The sequence below is a fragment of the Amphritea atlantica genome (assembly GCA_024397875.1).
GTDB classification, from domain to species: domain Bacteria; phylum Pseudomonadota; class Gammaproteobacteria; order Pseudomonadales; family Balneatricaceae; genus Amphritea; species Amphritea atlantica_B.
The window spans coordinates 2,753,753-2,769,928 of sequence record CP073344.1 but is presented as its reverse complement, the minus strand read 5'-3'; the positions used below and the strand labels follow the sequence as shown (position 1 = coordinate 2,769,928).

Here is a 16,176-nt window from a genome sequence, read left to right as displayed (position 1 = left end):
TAGTTCCGGTTAATTACGTCATAGCCTTGTCGGTATGACTGAAAATTGGATTTAGCGCCTGCAGTGCAGATGACCGGTCAGGCTTTTATTCAGGCAGGGGCGATATTATACAGGCGGCTCTGCTTAAATTTAATAGGGCTACTCTATATAAAAATTCATCTTGCGTATATTGATATATACACATCACAGTATTGTGAAATCTGAAACGTTGAGCTGAAGTATGTTTCATGAAGCATGAAAGAGAGTGCGACTCAGTTATCTCCGGATACTCCGGGCTAATCGGTGATTACTTACCTTTTTTTAACGACCGCTGAAACTCCTTTTAAATGACCGCTGAAATTCCTTTTAAAAGGCTGATGACGCTCCTTTTCAAAAACCACTAAGGCTTTATGGTTTTTTAAGCTTCTTTTAAGCACTGCTCATTAATATGGTCCCTATAGAGATCGGTCATGGATATGAACGGTATTAGGAGGCTAAAGATGTCCACTCATGATTCACAACAGGTAATAAAAGTTTGGGACCCCCTTGTCAGGGTTTTTCACTGGTCACTGGCGCTTTTTTTCACTATCGCTTACCTGACGGAAGACGATTTTGAAACGGTGCATTTTTATATGGGCTATGCCATCAGTGCATTGATCCTGTTCCGCCTGCTCTGGGGGATTGTCGGACCAGAATATGCGCGTTTCACTAATTTTGTCACCGGTAAGGACCGGGTGGTTCGCTACCTGAAATCCCTGTTAACCGGCAAAGCTGAACATTACGTCGGTCATAATCCGGCAGGCGGCATGATGGTGGTCGCACTGCTGCTGATGCTGGCGCTGACCTGCTTCTTCGGTATGACGCTGCTGGCGATGGATGATGCCGGACCGCTGGCGGGCTCATTTGTTATCTACCTGAATGAGGACCTGGTTGAAGGGCTGCACGAACTCTGTGCCAACGGTACGCTGATGTTGGTGTTTATTCATATTGCGGGGGTCATTGTCAGTAGTGTGCTGCACCGGGAAAACCTTATCCGGGCGATGATTACCGGGGTAAAAAAGTTAAATGCCGGGAAGGTTAAGGGGGATACTCATGTCTGACCACCGTTGGTTATTAGTCGGGTTGTTATCCAGTCTTGCCCTGTCGGTACAGGCCGGTGTGATCGATCAGAAACTGGATCAGTACCGCACTCAGGGGGGGGCGTCATTCAGTAACGAAGCGGGACAGGCGCTGTGGATCTCGGATAATAAGGGGCGTAGCTGTACTCAGTGTCACACTGAAAATCCTGCCAGTGCCGGAAAGCATGCGAAAACCGGTAAGGCGATCAGGCCGATGGCACCGTCGGTCAATCCGAAACGCTTTACCGATAGCGACAAGATCGATAAATGGTTTTTACGCAACTGCAAGTGGACCCTCAAAAGAGAGTGTACGGCGCAGGAAAAAGGTGATTTTTTAGTCTGGATCAGGGAGCTGTAAGATGTTGAAAGTCAGTGTGAAAAAGATTGCCGGGTATCTGCGTTGGGGCGTTGCCGGCAGTTTTATCGTGGCAGCATGGGGGCTGGGTCTCACGGGTGTGAGCAATGCGTCTGGCACCTATAGTGCCGGTCAAACGGCAACGGCAGAAGCGGCTGCGTACCGGGAAGAGTGTGGTGCATGTCATGTCGCCTATCCTTCGGGGTTGCTGCCAGCTGCAAGCTGGACCACTATAATGACGACTCTGGATGAACACTTTGGTGAAAATGCCGAAATGACAGCTGAATCAGCTGCAATGATCAGCGCTTATCTGACGGATAATGCGGGTAAAGCCGGCCGTGGAGTGTTAAAAAGAATTAAGGGTGACGCGCACTTGCGGATTACAGAGTTGCCATACTTTGTGCGTAAGCATGATGAAGTTCCCGGGCGTATGGTCAGTGGTAATAAAGAAGTCGGTAGTTTCAGTAACTGTAATGCGTGTCATCAACGCGCTGAACGTGGAGACTTTGATGAGGATTCGGTTCGCATTCCTGGTTATGGCCGTTGGGATGATTAACCAGACTTTTGCTGGTTCTGATATTAGTGATGCACAGGTGCGGGAGTGGGTTGCTGCGGGCAGAATTATGTCCTTCGTCGATATCTATGCCATCAATAAGTCCCGTCTAGAGGGCCGGCTGCTTGATCTTGAGGTCGAGCAGGAGGACGGTGAAATCGTCTATGAAATAGAGGTTCTCAGAGAAGACGGTGAGGTGCGCGAGTTTCATATTGATGCGGCTACCGGCGCCGTATTGAAAGAGGAGCGGGACGATTGAGAATCTTACTGGTTGAAGATGACCTGGAGCAGGCTGAAGGGCTTAAGCGCAGTTTGCAGAAGGCCGGCTATGTTGTCGAGATGGCGCATAACGGTACCGATGGACAGTTTCTCGGTGACGAGGAACAGTTCGATGCGGTCATACTCGATCTTGGCTTGCCCGAGATTCCGGGGCTGGAGGTGCTCAGGCACTGGCGCAAAAAGGGTAATCATGTGCCGGTCATTATTCTCACTGCCCGGGATGCCTGGCATGAACGGGTTGATGGTCTGAATGCCGGTGCTGACGATTATCTGGGGAAACCGTTTCATGCCGATGAGGTCATTGCCCGTCTGCAGGCTGTTGTCAGACGCACCGTGGGCAAAGCGGATAATGTTTTGGAGTGGCATGGGGTACGACTGCTGCTGGCTGAGCAGCAGGCGATTGCCCAGGATGGCCGGGTGATCTCTCTGACATCCACCGATTTTCGTTTGCTGAGGCACTTTATGATGTATCCCGATAAGGTGCATTCGAAAAGTTACCTGAGCGAGCAGGTTTATGAAGAGGACCAGATCAAGGACAGTAATGTGATAGAGGTTTATGTAAACCGGCTGCGCAACTATTTTGGTAAAGACTTCATTAAGACCCAATGGGGCAAAGGGTATCGGATAGGCGAGTGAACCGTGATTTGAAAAGTCAGTTAAAGACCCGTCCTATGGCGAGAATGTCGATCCGAAGAGAGCTGAGCCGCAGCCTGATTGTTGCGCTGTGCCTGACGATGGGGGCTCTGCTGATGGTCGTTAATTGGGGTGTCGGTCAGATCTCCCACGAATATATTCTCTCCCGTCTTAAACACGATGCCGAATCGATTATTGCAGCGTTGCAACTGCAGCCCGACAGTAATACATGGGAAGTGGGAGAGCGGGGTGCAAGCAGTGTTTATCAACGCGCGCTGTCCGGGCATTACTATCTGATATCGGGGCCAGAAATAGAGATCAGAAGTCGTTCTCTGTGGGATTATCCGGCTGATTTTGTCACGCTTTCCAGAGGCGCTGAAAACAGTTTTGAGATGCCGGGTGCGAACGACCAGAACTGGCTGGTCTGGCAGCTGGGTTTCAGTAAAAACGATACCCCTTTTACGCTCACCATCATCGAAGACAGTGCGCCACTGGATGCCCTGAAGTGGCGTTACTCGCTCTGGGCGCTGCTGGTGCTGACATGTGGTGCAATATCGCTGTTTTTTATGCAGCAATGGATTCTGACCCGCAACTTTCGTTACCTGGATTCGGTGCGGGAGAAAATACAGTCGTTCCGTTACGCTGATGAAAAACCGGATCTGAGCAGTGTGCCGCAGGAACTAGCGCCTCTGGCAGATGACATTGATCAGTTGTTGCAACAGTTAAAGCAGCGGGTCAGCCGCTCCCGCAACGCCCTGGGTAACCTGGCCCACGAGATCAAACGTCCTTTGCAACGGTTGCAACAGCTACAGGATGCATCGACAACCCGTTTTGGAGCGGATATCAAAGATCTGCTGAATGAGATCCAGTGGCTGATACAGCGGGAGTTGAAACGTGCCCGGATAGTCGGTGTTTCATCCCCGGGTCGGCAGACTAATCTGGCGGTCGATCTGCCCCCGTTGATCAATATACTCGGCAAGTTATACCCGGCGATCCGCATCGAGACCGATTTCTCAGGGAGGGATACGCTGCCGCAGGACCGTGATGATATGCTTGAACTGATCGGAAATCTGCTCGACAACGCCTGTAAATATGGCTTGAGTGAAGTGCGCTTAACGGTAACAACCTCCGGTGATTGGGCGGTTATCCGTGTCCAGGATGACGGTAAAGGGCTGCCCCAGGAGAGCATCGAATATCTGCTGCAACGGGGACAGCGTCTCGACGAACGGCAGGAGGGGGCAGGGTTAGGGCTATCGATCTGCAACGATATAATCGAAAGCTATCAGGGCAGGCTTACCCTGGAGAACCGCGAACCTCACGGGATCAGGGTTACCATAGAACTGCCGCTGTGCTGAACGCTGGCAGTCCGATGATGACGTCTGTGAGATCTGATTATCCTCAATGTTGCATTACTATTATTAAGGGTCTTGTTAAGGGTCTTGTTAAGGAGTATTGATGGATCAGCGACATATCGATCAGGCATTGATCGACCTGGCCAGCGTGGATACCGATATTGCCCGGGCATTGCCGCAGATCGGTACGCCTGCCCCCCGGCAAAGAGCGTCAGGGTTTGCGGCGTTGCTGGCGATTATTATCGGCCAGCAGGTCTCTACCGAGGCTGCGGCGGCGATTCGGGGGCGGGTCGAAACAGCGTTGGCCGGGGTCACTGCGGAACGGTTACTGGCGGCTGACGATCAGGTATTACGGGATGCAGGGATGTCCTGGCGAAAGATTGAGTATGCCAACGGGTTGGCCCGTGCCGTTTTAACGAACACCCTTGATCTTCATGCGCTGGCGCAAATGCCGGATGGTGATGCGATTAAAACGCTCTCATCCATGCGGGGCTTTGGCCGCTGGAGTGCCGAGATCTATCTGATGTTTTCCCTGCAGCGGCAGGATATTTTTCCCGCCGATGATCTGGCCCTGCTGGTGGCACTGGGGCGGTTGAAACGGTTGGAGCAAAAACCGACGCCCAAAGAGGCCCGGAACCTGGTAGAACACTGGTCGCCCTATCGCAGTGCCGGGTCGCTGTTTCTCTGGCACTATTACCGGGGCGCGCCAGCCTGAGTGCAGCGCTCACGCAGTCGCGGCGGAGTGTGTATAACTGATAGCCCACTGCACACAGTGTCAGGTGTTGGCTTACCGTCGTAAAAAGCTACCAGCGGCTTGCTTTTCGACCACTCAGTTTCACTATCCCGGGTTAATCCAGAGAAAACCCTGTTTTGTTCAATAAATGTACAGCTTCCTCTCGACATTGGGGCGTTAACTCTTTAAAGTTGCCGCTTCTTTAACAGTATCGTTTTGGTGCTGTTTAACCTGTACTTTTCAGGACTCTTTTTCAGAATTCTCTTTCAGTACATTCTTTCCAGAACACTCTTTTCAGGACCTATCCTTTGATCTCCTCTGCAAACATCACCATGCAGTTTGGCGCTGAGCCGCTGTTTGAAAATATCTCTGCGAAATTTGGCAACGGTAATCGTTACGGTCTGATCGGCGCGAATGGCTGTGGTAAATCCACTTTTATGAAGATCCTCAGCGGCGAACTGACGCCGACAGCCGGTAACGTCTCTATGACGCCGGGTGAAAAGCTGGGTATTCTCAGCCAGAACCAGTTTGCCTTTGAAGAGTACAGCGTCATTGACGCAGTGATTATGGGCGATGCCGAACTGTGGAAGGTCAAGCAGGAGCGTGAACGGATCTATTCCCTGCCGGAGATGTCTGAAGAGGACGGCATGAAGGTCGCCCATCTGGAGGTCGAATTTGCCGAGATGGATGGCTACAGTGCCGAGAGCCGTGCCGGGGATATCCTGCTGGAGGCGGGTATTGCAGAGGAGTATCACTTTGGCCTGATGAGCCAGGTGGCACCCGGCTGGAAGCTGAGGGTTTTGCTGGCCCAGGCGCTGTTTGCCAACCCTGATGTCCTGCTGCTGGACGAGCCTACCAACAACCTGGATATCCACACCATCAGCTGGCTTGAGAATGTGCTGAATCAGCGCAAGAGCACCATGATTATCATCTCCCACGACCGCCATTTCCTCAATGCGGTGTGCACCCATATGGCGGATATTGATTACGGTGAGCTGCGCATCTATCCGGGAAATTACGATTATTATCTGGAAGCCTCGGCGCTGATTCGCGAGCAACTACTGACGTCAAACGCTAAGAAAAGTGCTGAGATGGATGATTTGCAGGCGTTTGTTAACCGTTTCTCTGCCAACGCTTCGAAAGCTAAACAGGCTAGTTCCCGGGCTAAGAAACTGGAGAAGATAGAGCTGGATGAGGTGAAAAGCTCCAGCCGTCAGTTCCCCTCAATCACCTATAAACAGGATAAGAAACTGCACCGTCAGGCGCTGATTCTGGAAGAGATGGGGCATGGATTTGAGGATGAAATGCTGTTCTCCGAGGGTAACCTGATTCTGGAAGCGGGGGCTAAACTGGCGGTGATCGGTGAAAATGGTGCCGGTAAAACGACCTTTCTGCGCTGCCTGATGAATGAGCTGCAGGCGAAAGAGGGGACTGTGAAATGGTCTGAAAATGCCTCAATCGGCTACTGTCCTCAGGATAGCTCCGCTGATTTTAACTGCGACCTGACCCTGTTTGAGTGGATGTCACAGTGGCGTACCCCGAAACATGACGACCTCAAGGTTCGTGCGATGCTGGGGCGCCTGCTGTTTACGGCCGATGACTTCAACAAGAAAGCCCGGGTCTGCTCCGGTGGTGAAAAGAACCGTCTGCTGTTCGGTAAGCTGATGATGATGGATATCAACGTGCTGATCATGGATGAGCCCACCAACCATATGGATATGGAAGCGATTGAAGCGCTGAATATCGCCCTTGAAGGCTTCGATGGCACATTGATCTTCGTCAGCCATGACCGTGCCTTTATCTCCTCTCTGGCGAACAACATCATCGAGATCAAAGACCAGCAAGTGATCCACTTTCCGGGTACGTTTGATGAGTATCTGGATAACCAGACGAAGGCCGCACGGGTCGCCTGAATAGCATCGTGATCGGCTAATTTTGCGGAACTAAAAAAGCCCCCTCACTGGTTAACCGGAGAGGGGGCTTTTTTGTTTTGATGGGTTATACCAGACGCGTCACGTCTTCGTAGGAGCGGCATCTTGCCGCGATGGTATTATCGCCCCAGGCACCCAGAGGGCATACTAAAGGGGGCTCCTGCGGTGTGGAAAGTGTTGTAGGAGTGGCGTCTTGCCGCGATGGTTTTATCGCCCCTAGAAGGGGCTCCTACGAGGTAGAATGTATTGTAGGAGCGGCGTCTCGCCGCGATGGTTTTATCGCCCCTGGAAGGGGCTCCTACGGTGTGGAAGGTGTTGTAGGAGCGGCGTCCCGCCGCGATGGTTAATCGCCCTGAAAAGGGGCTCCTACAGAATAGAGGCTGCTCCGATCAGAGCATCTTACGCACGTTATCGGTAGGGATGTAGGGGACTTCCAGCTCTTCCAGTTCTTTGTATTCAAACTGAGCGTTAATCGCATTAACCCACTCCTTCGCACGAGGCAGCAGTTGCCGGTCATCGGATTGCATCCGTCCCCGGGCCACCAGAATTCCCATATCGGCACCCAGATAACTGTAATCGCCCTCACCGTAGACACGCAGATAGAAGGCGTCGTTGTTGTCAGCGACGTTACCCCAGTCGATACTGTGGCGCATGAATTCAATGCTGCCATCGTCCTGCATCCGCCAGATACCGGATTGCGGTGCTTTGGTGATCAGGCGAACTCTGTCTTCAGTGTGCTTGAGCACCAACTGGGTCCAGGTATCGAAATCAGCCCAGCGCTTCTGTATCTCATCAACGTCGATTTCGAAGTCAACATCCATGAACTCCAGCAGGTGAATCAGCATCAGCGGAATACCACCGTATTTTGATGTCACCAGGTTGGTTAACGGGCTGGCACCGCTGATCCGTGGATTGATCTCTCCCAGATAGACCTCGCCATCATCGGTATCTACCAGATAATCAAAGCAGAATGTGCCGCGGTAGCCGTTCTCGTAGAGCTTATCGCCCATCGCTTTTACCATGGCGATGATCTTATCCCGTTGTTCGCCCTGAAGCAGTTCCGGGAAGATATCGTTGCCACACCAGCCGCCTTTGTAAGGGGTCAGCTCTTCATAGCCGGTAATGTCGGTCTGCAGTGGTCCCACCATCGTGCCGCAGCGGGTGGCAACCGCCTCAACGGTACCCGGGATGTGATTGATATACTTCATCACTTTAAGCTTTTCACCAACGATATGCTTGGACCGCTTATCCCAGTCTTCCTGACTGTTGATGAAGAAAGTGGTTTTTCCGGAATCGCCGTAAGGGGTTTGTACCACCAGTTTGTTGCCCAGCTTTTTCTCCGCTGCTAAAGCCAGTAACTCTTCATAGCTGGACGCTTCCACATCGACCAGATTGGGTGCACTGGGTACGCCCGCTTCATTCGCCAGCTGGGTGGTGACAATTTTTGAATCGATGTGAGCACGCAGCTCAGCTGATGGCAGGGCAAGCTTCATGCCCAGGCTTTCAGCGATCTTTTCCGCTTCCTCATCAAACATCACCGTGAGAATCAGGCCGTTACCGCCATCTTGCTCGAACAGCTCGACCGATTGTTTATGGCTCAACAGATAGTTGACCATATCTTCCATCGATTGGAACTCCCGTTCGGTGTTCTTTTCAACATTGGTCACCCGGAAATGCCCGCCATCGAAGGAGTCAAAGTGGGATATATATTTAAATCCCTGAATCCATTGTCCCAGTCCGAGAATGTTGTAGGCAGTCGGCGATACAAAATAGATTGGCGTTGTTGTGTTACGGAAGAAACGGTATATATCGGAGAGGCTGCGAAGCTTGTCGGGTGTTTTCGTGTCTGGCGTACTCATAGTAACGTCCTCTGTATTATTATCTTTGTTTAACGTAGGGGCTGGTGTGGGCGATCCGCTCTTATCAGAAGATGACGGGCCAAAGATCGCTTTATAGATCCGGCATAGCAGCGAGGTGAGTTTATTCGTCTGTGTATTCATCGGTTGGTCGGGCACCTCGTTCTATGGCGGTTGAGTTATAGATAATGGATATCCAGAATCTGTTCGGGGAACTGGTCGAAACTGAGATCCAGAGTGTGATGTGGCCAGATATAACTGACCACTCCCTCAGCGGGCAGATAGACCGCGGTATACAGGGTTCCGGATGTGTAGAGATCATGGGGACGATAGAGTGGCGGTTGCAGGAAATTTGATACCGTCTCTGTTAAGGTCGTCTCTCGTGGCGAGGCCAGTACGTTTAATGCCTCCAGCCGTGTCAGTGAATCATCCAGAAATAGAGGCTTGCCGGGCTCCTGCGGCCCCTGATGATTCGTCGAGGTGGTTGCCTGCGTGACGCAGATATCCCGGTCTGGAGCAATAAACAGTGTCGCGTGATGACCGGCTTTATCCAGCAGAGCGATGTTGTAATCCAGATGCACCGGTACCCGTTTAAAGACTTCGATCGCTTCGTCCACGGTGGTACAGGTTTCCAGCACGTAACGAATCACGATAGTGATGCCGAACCCTTTACCCTCAACCAACCGACCGCCATAGTTGATAGACACGCTCAGGCCGTCATCATTCACTCCGTCCAGCACACCCCAGAGGCAGTCAGCGGTGGCAATGACTTTCTTATCCAGCCACTGGCTTTGTAAAATGGTGCCTTCGCAGAGAAATGCAGGAAAATCATAGTTACGGATCAGGGCCGTACGTTCTTTTTTATAGATCAGTTGTGAACAGGCTGAGTAAAAGGTGGGCGGGCAATAGAGACTCAGGAAGCGGGCCTGAAGATCATCGCAACCAAGCAGGGTGGTCAGTTCTTTATACAGTGGCAGCAGTTCCGGCATGTACTCTTTAAGTGCGTTTAAGCATTCCAGATAGCTGGGCCGTGCAGCTTCGCCTTCATCAAGATACCAGGCGCGATAGGCAGGCCAGGTACGATTAAACAGCTGGCTGAATTTCTCGCCAGGGGTCAGTTCGCTGATGATGTCGAATTGCAGACTTTTCACTTAGTCACCGTCCCGCGTAGCTGTAACAGACGAGCGCGGGCGCGTTTCATTTGGTGAATGATACCTTTCCCCTCTTCCTCATCGAGTTCACTCTCAGCAGTGTCCGCTTGCGGTTCCGCTGCGGAGTCTTTCGGTGAGTGATCCCAGCCGATAATCTTTTCCAGTTGTTCGGCGACATCAAGTACTGCGGCATCGGTTCCCCTTGGCCCCTGCACCTGAATTGAAAGGGGCAGATTCTCATTCCCCAGTCCCATGGGCAGGACGCAGGCCGGTGTACCGATCAGATTAGCATCGTACATAAACGTGGCCCAGTCCAGCCAGGGGTAGGTAATACGGGTGGAGCCGACATATTTGGGGTGGCGCAGGGTGTGCTTGAACGCCTCAACACCCAGTGTGGGGGTGATGAACGTGGCGCACTCATTACGATCAAACATCGCTTTGTAAGCGGCATGTATGGCTTCCCGGTGATCCTCCGCCGCATTGAACTCCTCTTCGGTGATACTGGCACCAAAGGTCATCGAGTCCAGCGTGCCCTGTTCCAGACCGGCCAGTGGTTCCGCTTTCTCTTTCTGGAAGCTCCAGGTGTCGTACATCGCCGCAGTGGCCCAGGCAATAACCGAAGAGGGCAGGTGCGGATGGTCGTAGATGATCTCGGCGCCGGCCTCTTTCAGCTGGTGCACGATGTAGCGGAAAGTCATCCGGACATCATCGTCGATGGGGGCGATACCCAGATCTTCAGAGACAATCACTTTCTGACCGGCTAATGAGAGCGGGTGCAGCGCGTGGGTATGCAGTGAATCCACATAGGCATGCTCATCATTATTCGCGGCGATAACCGAATACATCAGCCGGGCATCGGCGACTGTCCGCGCCATCGGTCCATAGGAGACAATCGTGCTCCAGGACGGATTGCAGGGTTCTCTCGGCACCGCTTTATAAGAGGGTTTAAAACCGACAATACCGCAGAAGGCTGCGGGGATGCGGATCGATCCGCCGCCATCGCCACCCAGTGACAGAGTACCGGCTCCTGCTGCAACAGCTGCGCCCGCACCACCGGATGAGCCGCCACAGGTGCGTTCCCGGTTCCACGGATTGGTGGTGGTGCCATATAGTTCGGATGATGTGGTGCCGGTAAGGCAGAACTCAGGGCAGGTGGTTTTGGCGAAGATAACCGCCCCCGCATCTTCGAGGCGCTGAACCGCAGCACTGGTTTCCTGCGGAATGACATCTGTCTCAGACGTAGAGCCGTTGGTCAGCGGCACGCCGGCAAGCCACTGGGATTCCTTTATGGTAATCGGTAAGCCACACAGCGGACCACCCAGCCCCTGCGCCAGCAGCTCATCGGCTCTGGCCGCCGCTGCGCGGGCACGGTCATAGAGTTTTACGGAAAAAGGGTTATAGGTTTCAGCGACATACTCCGCATGATCGATTGTTTGTTCCAGCAGCTCAGTTGCCGTAATACGCTGAGCGCGAAGATCTTCAAGCAGTTCAATCGCTGTTTTGTTACCTGAATTCATCTGATTCCTTATTGCATAGGGTGTTTAAGGTTCCGCGGAGCGACTGAAAACAGAGTGTTTCAGGTTAACGGGGTCGCCTCTTAATCGTTGTAGAACCTTTCATCATGACTCATAATGTATGACTGTATTTTTAAAAAAGCAACACTATGGTTCATGATGTTTGATAATGAAAGTTTAGAGATCTACCTTGAGATCGCCGGAACGGTCACCCAGGCGGAGCTTACTGCGTGCCGGGAACAGGGGCGTCTGGGGGACTATGCGGTGGCTTATCGCATCTTCAGAAACAAGCAGGGAGGTGGCTTTGGTGATCCTAATAAACACCCCTATGCCTGGGCGGCTATCGTCTATGTGGATGGCCTGCCGTTAAGGATCAACAGCGCCAGAGGCGACTGTCGGGAGTGGTCAACACTGGACCGGATCGGGCAGTGGATGGTTGATAACGGTTTCCGTTATTGGTGGACCCGTAATGATCTTGAGTATGTCGAATCACCTCTGCCAGCCGATACCTTTGACGTGGCTGCCGGAGAAACAGTTGCTGACGTGGTTGTTCCAGAGGCTGAAAACGCTGTAGAGACCGAACTGCCGATCACGGCTGAATCCACTCCCTACGGGGGTTAAGCCTGATTGATCCTGATGAAGTGTTGCGCTTCATCAGGTGTTTCAACAGCGGCTAACACCCCGTTTTATGTTCCGCTTTTATGCTCCTCTTTCATGCTCCCTGTTAGTTTTCTACCGACAGCGCTTTAGCTGGCAACTGAGCTGACGTTTGCGCTGATGTTTGAAGGACAGGAAACAACCGGTCATATCCCCAGTTAAATATCAGGGTGTATAGCATGACCGCAAAGATCATCACCATATCCACCACCAGTGCCTGCATAAAGGTGACATCCAGCCACCAGATAATCAGTGGCAGGGATGTTGCGGTCAGGGTAACTTCCAGTCCCATCGCGTGAATAATGCGGCCCGCCAGTGTTCGCTCGGTCGGAACCTTTCCGCGACTCACATCGAAGCGGTCAAAGAAATAGTTAAAGAGCGGGTTGATCAGCATCGCTTTGATACTGAGAACCACCGACAGCATACCGACATCAAGAATAGCTTTGTTGAGCATCAGTGACATCATTGGCGCCAGCATGGTCAGTAACAACGCCTCAAACATCAGCGTGTGGCGCAGACGGTCCAGAGGTGTACGGGTAATAATCAGCTGATTCATGATGACTCCTTACTAAATCCCTGTCAGTTGACAGTGGTTAATTTCTGGAGGCCATTCTAGGGTTTATTTAGATAGATAAAAGTTAGATACTATCTGAAAACCAGATAGATTAAGGGTGCTCAGATGGCGGGAACAGATCAGTTAGAAGCCTTTGTGATGGCGGCCGAAACCGGCTCGTTTTCTGCCGCAGCCCGGCGTCTGGGTAAGGCGCAGTCCGCGGTGAGTACAGCGATCAGTAATCTGGAGCTGGACAGCAATGTCGAGCTGTTTGACCGCAGCAGCCGCAATCCGGTGCTGACAAAAAGCGGTGAAGCACTGCTGGAATACGCCCGCACCGTGCTCCACAGTCAGCATGAGTTTCGCGTGCATGCCCAGGCGCTGGGGCACAGTGATGAGGTCGAACTCTGTCTGGCGGTGGAGCAGAGTATCTCCAACCGGCCACTCATGGCGATTCTGCACCGCTTCGAGCAGCGGTTTCCCCATATTCAGCTGGAACTGCTGGACCCCGGTGGTAGCGATGTCGCGGAGCTGGTGCGTACTAACCGTGCAGATATCGGCCTGATGCTGGAGCGCGAAAGCTATCCACAGGGGTTTGGTTTTCGCGGCATCGGTTATTCTGAGCGGGTGGCAGTGTGCCGCCATGATCATTCCATTGTCGGTAAACAGCCGGTGTCACATGCAAACCTGCGTGTTTATCGGCAGCTGGTGCTGCGTAGCGTGGACCTTAGTGATCGCAGTCATGAGCGGCTGATGTTCAGCCCCAGTGTATGGTTTTCAGAAAGCCCGCATCTGATTATGGACCTGCTATGCAGCGGTCTGGGATGGGCCTTTCTGCACCGCAATGTGGTACAGGAAAAACTGGATAGCGGCGAACTGATTATCCTGCAACGGGACTATCAGAAGGTCGCCAGCCTGCAAGGTGTCGACGTGGTCTGGGCAGAAAACCGCTCCCTGGGCAGTGCCGGTAGCTGGTTGCTAGAAGAGCTGTCACAGCTGGATCTGACTTTGTAAATCTTAGAACGCGGCTTCGCCGCTTGCTAGAACGGAGCCTTCGGCTCCTGCTCGTGGCTAGACGGAAACTTCGTTTCCTTGCTCGAAAAAGCAAGAAAAGAGCATAAAAAGCCGTGGTTAGAATGCGGCTTCGCGGCTTGCTCGCGGGGATACCACAGGCTTTGATCCCTTTAATTCCAGTGGTATAGGGATGAAAGTATGTCAATTGTCCCTGTTCAGGGGACCCCCTTTCCCTTGAACACTGAAAATAGTGAACTAACGCTTTGATTTAACTAAATGTGAGTATTATGCTTGAGGCAAGTTTATGGCAGGGACGCGGCCTCTGGAAGCACTATAATTCTGTAAGATGCCTCTCTTAATTAGTGCTAACCTGCTGATATATAATATAAAGATGTCTTTTGGTCTATCGGATTTCCAGAATTATAGTGCCTGGGAGTTATAGTGCCAAAGGGCACTATAATTAGCTGTTAGAGATAATTATGTCTAAACTAGAGCTTAACCTTCTTGAGAATGCTGTCGATAGCCTAAATGAGGCTCTACTTAAGTATGAAGATGGCCTTAATGGGAATTTAAAATCTTTTAAGTTTTCAATCCTAAATTTCTCACACTTTTTTGAGCTTGCGCTTAAATATTATGTTTCCCAATCTCATGAGCTATTGATCTACAAAAACCCCTTTTCTAAGAATATCGAAAAGGAGAATACCATTGGAATTTGGGATGCGGTCCAATTCCTGATGAATGAAGGTTATGAAATAAATAGGGACTTTATAGAAGATCTAAAATGGTTCAAAAATATTCGGAATGATATAGAGCATCATAAGTTTACATTGGATATAGAACAGGCTAAGGATGTACTAGGTCGCTTGATGCAAACTTTCAACGAATTCAACTCATTAGTTGTGGACTTCGACCTTAAGGAGCACATTGATCCTAAACTAGTCAATGCTTTTGATCTACTTGCAGATGAATATAAGAAAAATCTTCACAAGGCAATTCTAGAAGCCGAGGAGATCGGCGGAACTGAAAATGGCTATTTTTGCAGTTGTTGTGGACATGCGGGAACCATGTCCCTTAAAGATGGTGTGTATAGGTGTCATTTCTGCAAGGAAGAGTCTGTAGAGGTAGAGTGCAGCATCTGTGGAGAAAGTATTCCTGAAAATGAAGGTACAGTTTGGAATGATGATCATCCTCCACATATTGACTATATATGTGATTCATGTCTTGATCGTATTGAAAACATGTAGAGGAAAAATCTCTAACAAAACACTGAAAATCGATCGCTCCGCTCACTGGGACCTTCGCAGCTACGCTGCTCCGGCCCTTTAGTGCAGCGTTATGTGCAAAAAATTATAGTTTAGAGTTTATTGCCAGGACCTGGGGTAGGAGCTCCCAGTTGATCTGGGACAGTGGGTTCGACACCCACTCCTGGCACCCAAATGAGTATCGTAATTAGTGACAAACGATCTAGAAATAGAGTGGAAAGTTTCAGGTCTATTACCGGTGCCAATCGGTGATGACGGAAAATATTATATTAAACGCCTAGATGAAAATTATTCTAAGCGTACTTTCTGCCGCCAAGAGAACGATGTTTTAACTTATAGTCTAGAACCAACAAAACTTTTCCATCAAGCTCTAGGCGCTGAGCTACGAAAAACATACGAAATTAACTTCTCAACAAACAGGTTCCCCTATTCAATACAGCTAGGCGAGCAAGGCCCTATGAATATTGGGCTACGATTGCGTACCATTGGCGATCGCATTCTCATAATTAGCATTCAACTAAAAAAATTCTCATCTAATCAATCAATTCCTGAACTGATTGAATTTCAAAAGCTATCTACCCACCCAATATTGGAAGCAATAGCCCGGTTTAGTTTCAATGTTCATTACTGCCCCAATCCAAGTAAAATGGTTGTTACCTCTTGGTGCAGCAAACCACTATTAAGAATCACACCGAATAATACTGATATATCAACGTCTTCTTTAGTAGAAATAGTAACTAGGCATACGGACATTGGAGAGAGAGCCATAGCAGAAATGCTAAAGAAAAATGAATCTTTGAACTTTAACGATGATATGTTGCTAATTGATAAACAAGGAATTGTTTTCTTACAGAAAACTCAAGATCACAATAATCAACGAAATAGGTATCAACGCATTTCATCGCTGTTTGAATACGCGTTATATGTAAAGTCATTTGTTGATTCCATTGGCTTGCTTAAGGAGTCATCTGATGTTCAGGAAGAGCTACCTTCTGAGATTGCAGTAATAAATTCGGTTCTGGGTGGTGATGTCTTGAATGAAAGTGTAAGTGCGAGTCGTGGTTGGGACTTAATGAAGAAGGAAATGAGTTTAGGGGAAATATCTTTAGAATCTTCAGAATTGGAATCTATGCCTTTTTATAAAAGAAGATGTTTTTTGGCAATATCGGCCATAGTTGCGCTAGCTTCAGGTATATTTGGTATAGCAGGTTACTTCAAGGGCGGAGAGTAATGCAC

Annotated in this window: 16 protein-coding genes; 12 read left to right on the top strand and 4 right to left on the bottom strand. The window is 50.5% G+C overall.

Annotated elements, in window-relative coordinates:
* Positions 1-479 precede the first annotated feature (479 nt).
* From KDX31_12735 to KDX31_12700, 8 genes are all read left to right on the top strand, one after another.
* Positions 480-1,079 (top strand): cytochrome b/b6 domain-containing protein, encoded by a 600-nt coding sequence (locus KDX31_12735; GenBank protein ID UTW02225.1) that lies wholly within the window; start codon positions 480-482, stop codon positions 1,077-1,079.
* On the top strand, positions 1,072-1,455 hold the full coding sequence (locus KDX31_12730) for a DUF1924 domain-containing protein (protein ID UTW02224.1): 384 nt from the start codon (positions 1,072-1,074) through the stop codon (positions 1,453-1,455). The genes KDX31_12735 and KDX31_12730 overlap by 8 nt, the downstream gene beginning before the upstream one ends.
* Before the next feature lies 1 nt (position 1,456).
* Positions 1,457-2,008 carry a diheme cytochrome c gene (locus KDX31_12725; GenBank protein UTW02223.1) on the top strand — a complete coding sequence of 184 codons (552 nt, stop codon included), beginning with the start codon at positions 1,457-1,459 and terminating at the stop codon, positions 2,006-2,008.
* Positions 2,001-2,264, top strand: a complete 264-nt coding sequence (locus KDX31_12720; protein UTW02222.1) for a PepSY domain-containing protein — start codon at positions 2,001-2,003, stop codon at positions 2,262-2,264. Before KDX31_12725 ends, KDX31_12720 begins: the two co-directional genes overlap by 8 nt.
* The gene (locus KDX31_12715) at positions 2,261-2,920 is read left to right on the top strand and encodes a response regulator transcription factor (protein ID UTW02221.1); all 660 of its coding nucleotides are present in this window, start codon (positions 2,261-2,263) and stop codon (positions 2,918-2,920) included. Before KDX31_12720 ends, KDX31_12715 begins: the two co-directional genes overlap by 4 nt.
* Entirely contained in the window at positions 2,917-4,272 is a 1,356-nt protein-coding gene (locus tag KDX31_12710; GenBank protein UTW02220.1) for a sensor histidine kinase, read from the top strand. The genes KDX31_12715 and KDX31_12710 overlap by 4 nt, the downstream gene beginning before the upstream one ends.
* A gap of 100 nt (positions 4,273-4,372) precedes the next feature.
* Positions 4,373-4,984 carry a DNA-3-methyladenine glycosylase 2 family protein gene (locus tag KDX31_12705; GenBank protein ID UTW02219.1) on the top strand — a complete coding sequence of 204 codons (612 nt, stop codon included), beginning with the start codon at positions 4,373-4,375 and terminating at the stop codon, positions 4,982-4,984.
* 326 nt (positions 4,985-5,310) lie between these two features.
* The gene (locus KDX31_12700) at positions 5,311-6,915 is read left to right on the top strand and encodes an ABC-F family ATPase (GenBank protein ID UTW02218.1); all 1,605 of its coding nucleotides are present in this window, start codon (positions 5,311-5,313) and stop codon (positions 6,913-6,915) included.
* A 407-nt stretch (positions 6,916-7,322) separates the two neighbouring features.
* Here the strand turns inward: KDX31_12700 and KDX31_12695 are convergent, their stop codons facing one another.
* From KDX31_12695 to KDX31_12685, 3 genes are all read right to left on the bottom strand, one after another.
* Positions 7,323-8,792: a biotin carboxylase gene (locus KDX31_12695; protein UTW02217.1), complete on the bottom strand. Its 1,470-nt coding sequence runs from the start codon at positions 8,790-8,792 to the stop codon at positions 7,323-7,325.
* Between the two features lie 176 nt (positions 8,793-8,968).
* The gene (locus tag KDX31_12690; GenBank protein ID UTW02216.1) at positions 8,969-9,940 is read right to left on the bottom strand and encodes a hypothetical protein; all 972 of its coding nucleotides are present in this window, start codon (positions 9,938-9,940) and stop codon (positions 8,969-8,971) included.
* Entirely contained in the window at positions 9,937-11,457 is a 1,521-nt protein-coding gene (locus KDX31_12685) for an amidase (protein UTW02215.1), read from the bottom strand. The genes KDX31_12690 and KDX31_12685 overlap by 4 nt, the downstream gene beginning before the upstream one ends.
* 153 nt (positions 11,458-11,610) lie before the next feature.
* Here KDX31_12685 and KDX31_12680 point away from each other — a divergent pair, with 153 nt between their 5' ends.
* Positions 11,611-12,075 carry a hypothetical protein gene (locus KDX31_12680; GenBank protein ID UTW02214.1) on the top strand — a complete coding sequence of 155 codons (465 nt, stop codon included), beginning with the start codon at positions 11,611-11,613 and terminating at the stop codon, positions 12,073-12,075.
* A 103-nt stretch (positions 12,076-12,178) separates the two neighbouring features.
* Here KDX31_12680 and KDX31_12675 read toward each other — a convergent pair whose 3' ends face one another.
* Positions 12,179-12,667, bottom strand: coding sequence for a PACE efflux transporter (locus KDX31_12675; protein ID UTW02213.1), 489 nt, complete (start codon positions 12,665-12,667; stop codon positions 12,179-12,181).
* Between the two features lie 123 nt (positions 12,668-12,790).
* On the opposite strand from KDX31_12675, the gene KDX31_12670 reads away from it, so the two are divergent.
* The 3 genes from KDX31_12670 to KDX31_12660 all read left to right on the top strand — a co-directional run bounded on the left by KDX31_12670 (position 12,791) and on the right by KDX31_12660 (position 16,171).
* The gene (locus KDX31_12670) at positions 12,791-13,678 is read left to right on the top strand and encodes a LysR family transcriptional regulator (GenBank protein UTW02212.1); all 888 of its coding nucleotides are present in this window, start codon (positions 12,791-12,793) and stop codon (positions 13,676-13,678) included.
* A gap of 479 nt (positions 13,679-14,157) precedes the next feature.
* Complete coding sequence (locus KDX31_12665) at positions 14,158-14,922, top strand: hypothetical protein (GenBank protein ID UTW02211.1); 765 nt, start codon at positions 14,158-14,160, stop codon at positions 14,920-14,922.
* Between the two features lie 208 nt (positions 14,923-15,130).
* Complete coding sequence (locus KDX31_12660) at positions 15,131-16,171, top strand: hypothetical protein (GenBank protein ID UTW02210.1); 1,041 nt, start codon at positions 15,131-15,133, stop codon at positions 16,169-16,171.
* Positions 16,172-16,176: the final 5 nt, after the last annotated feature.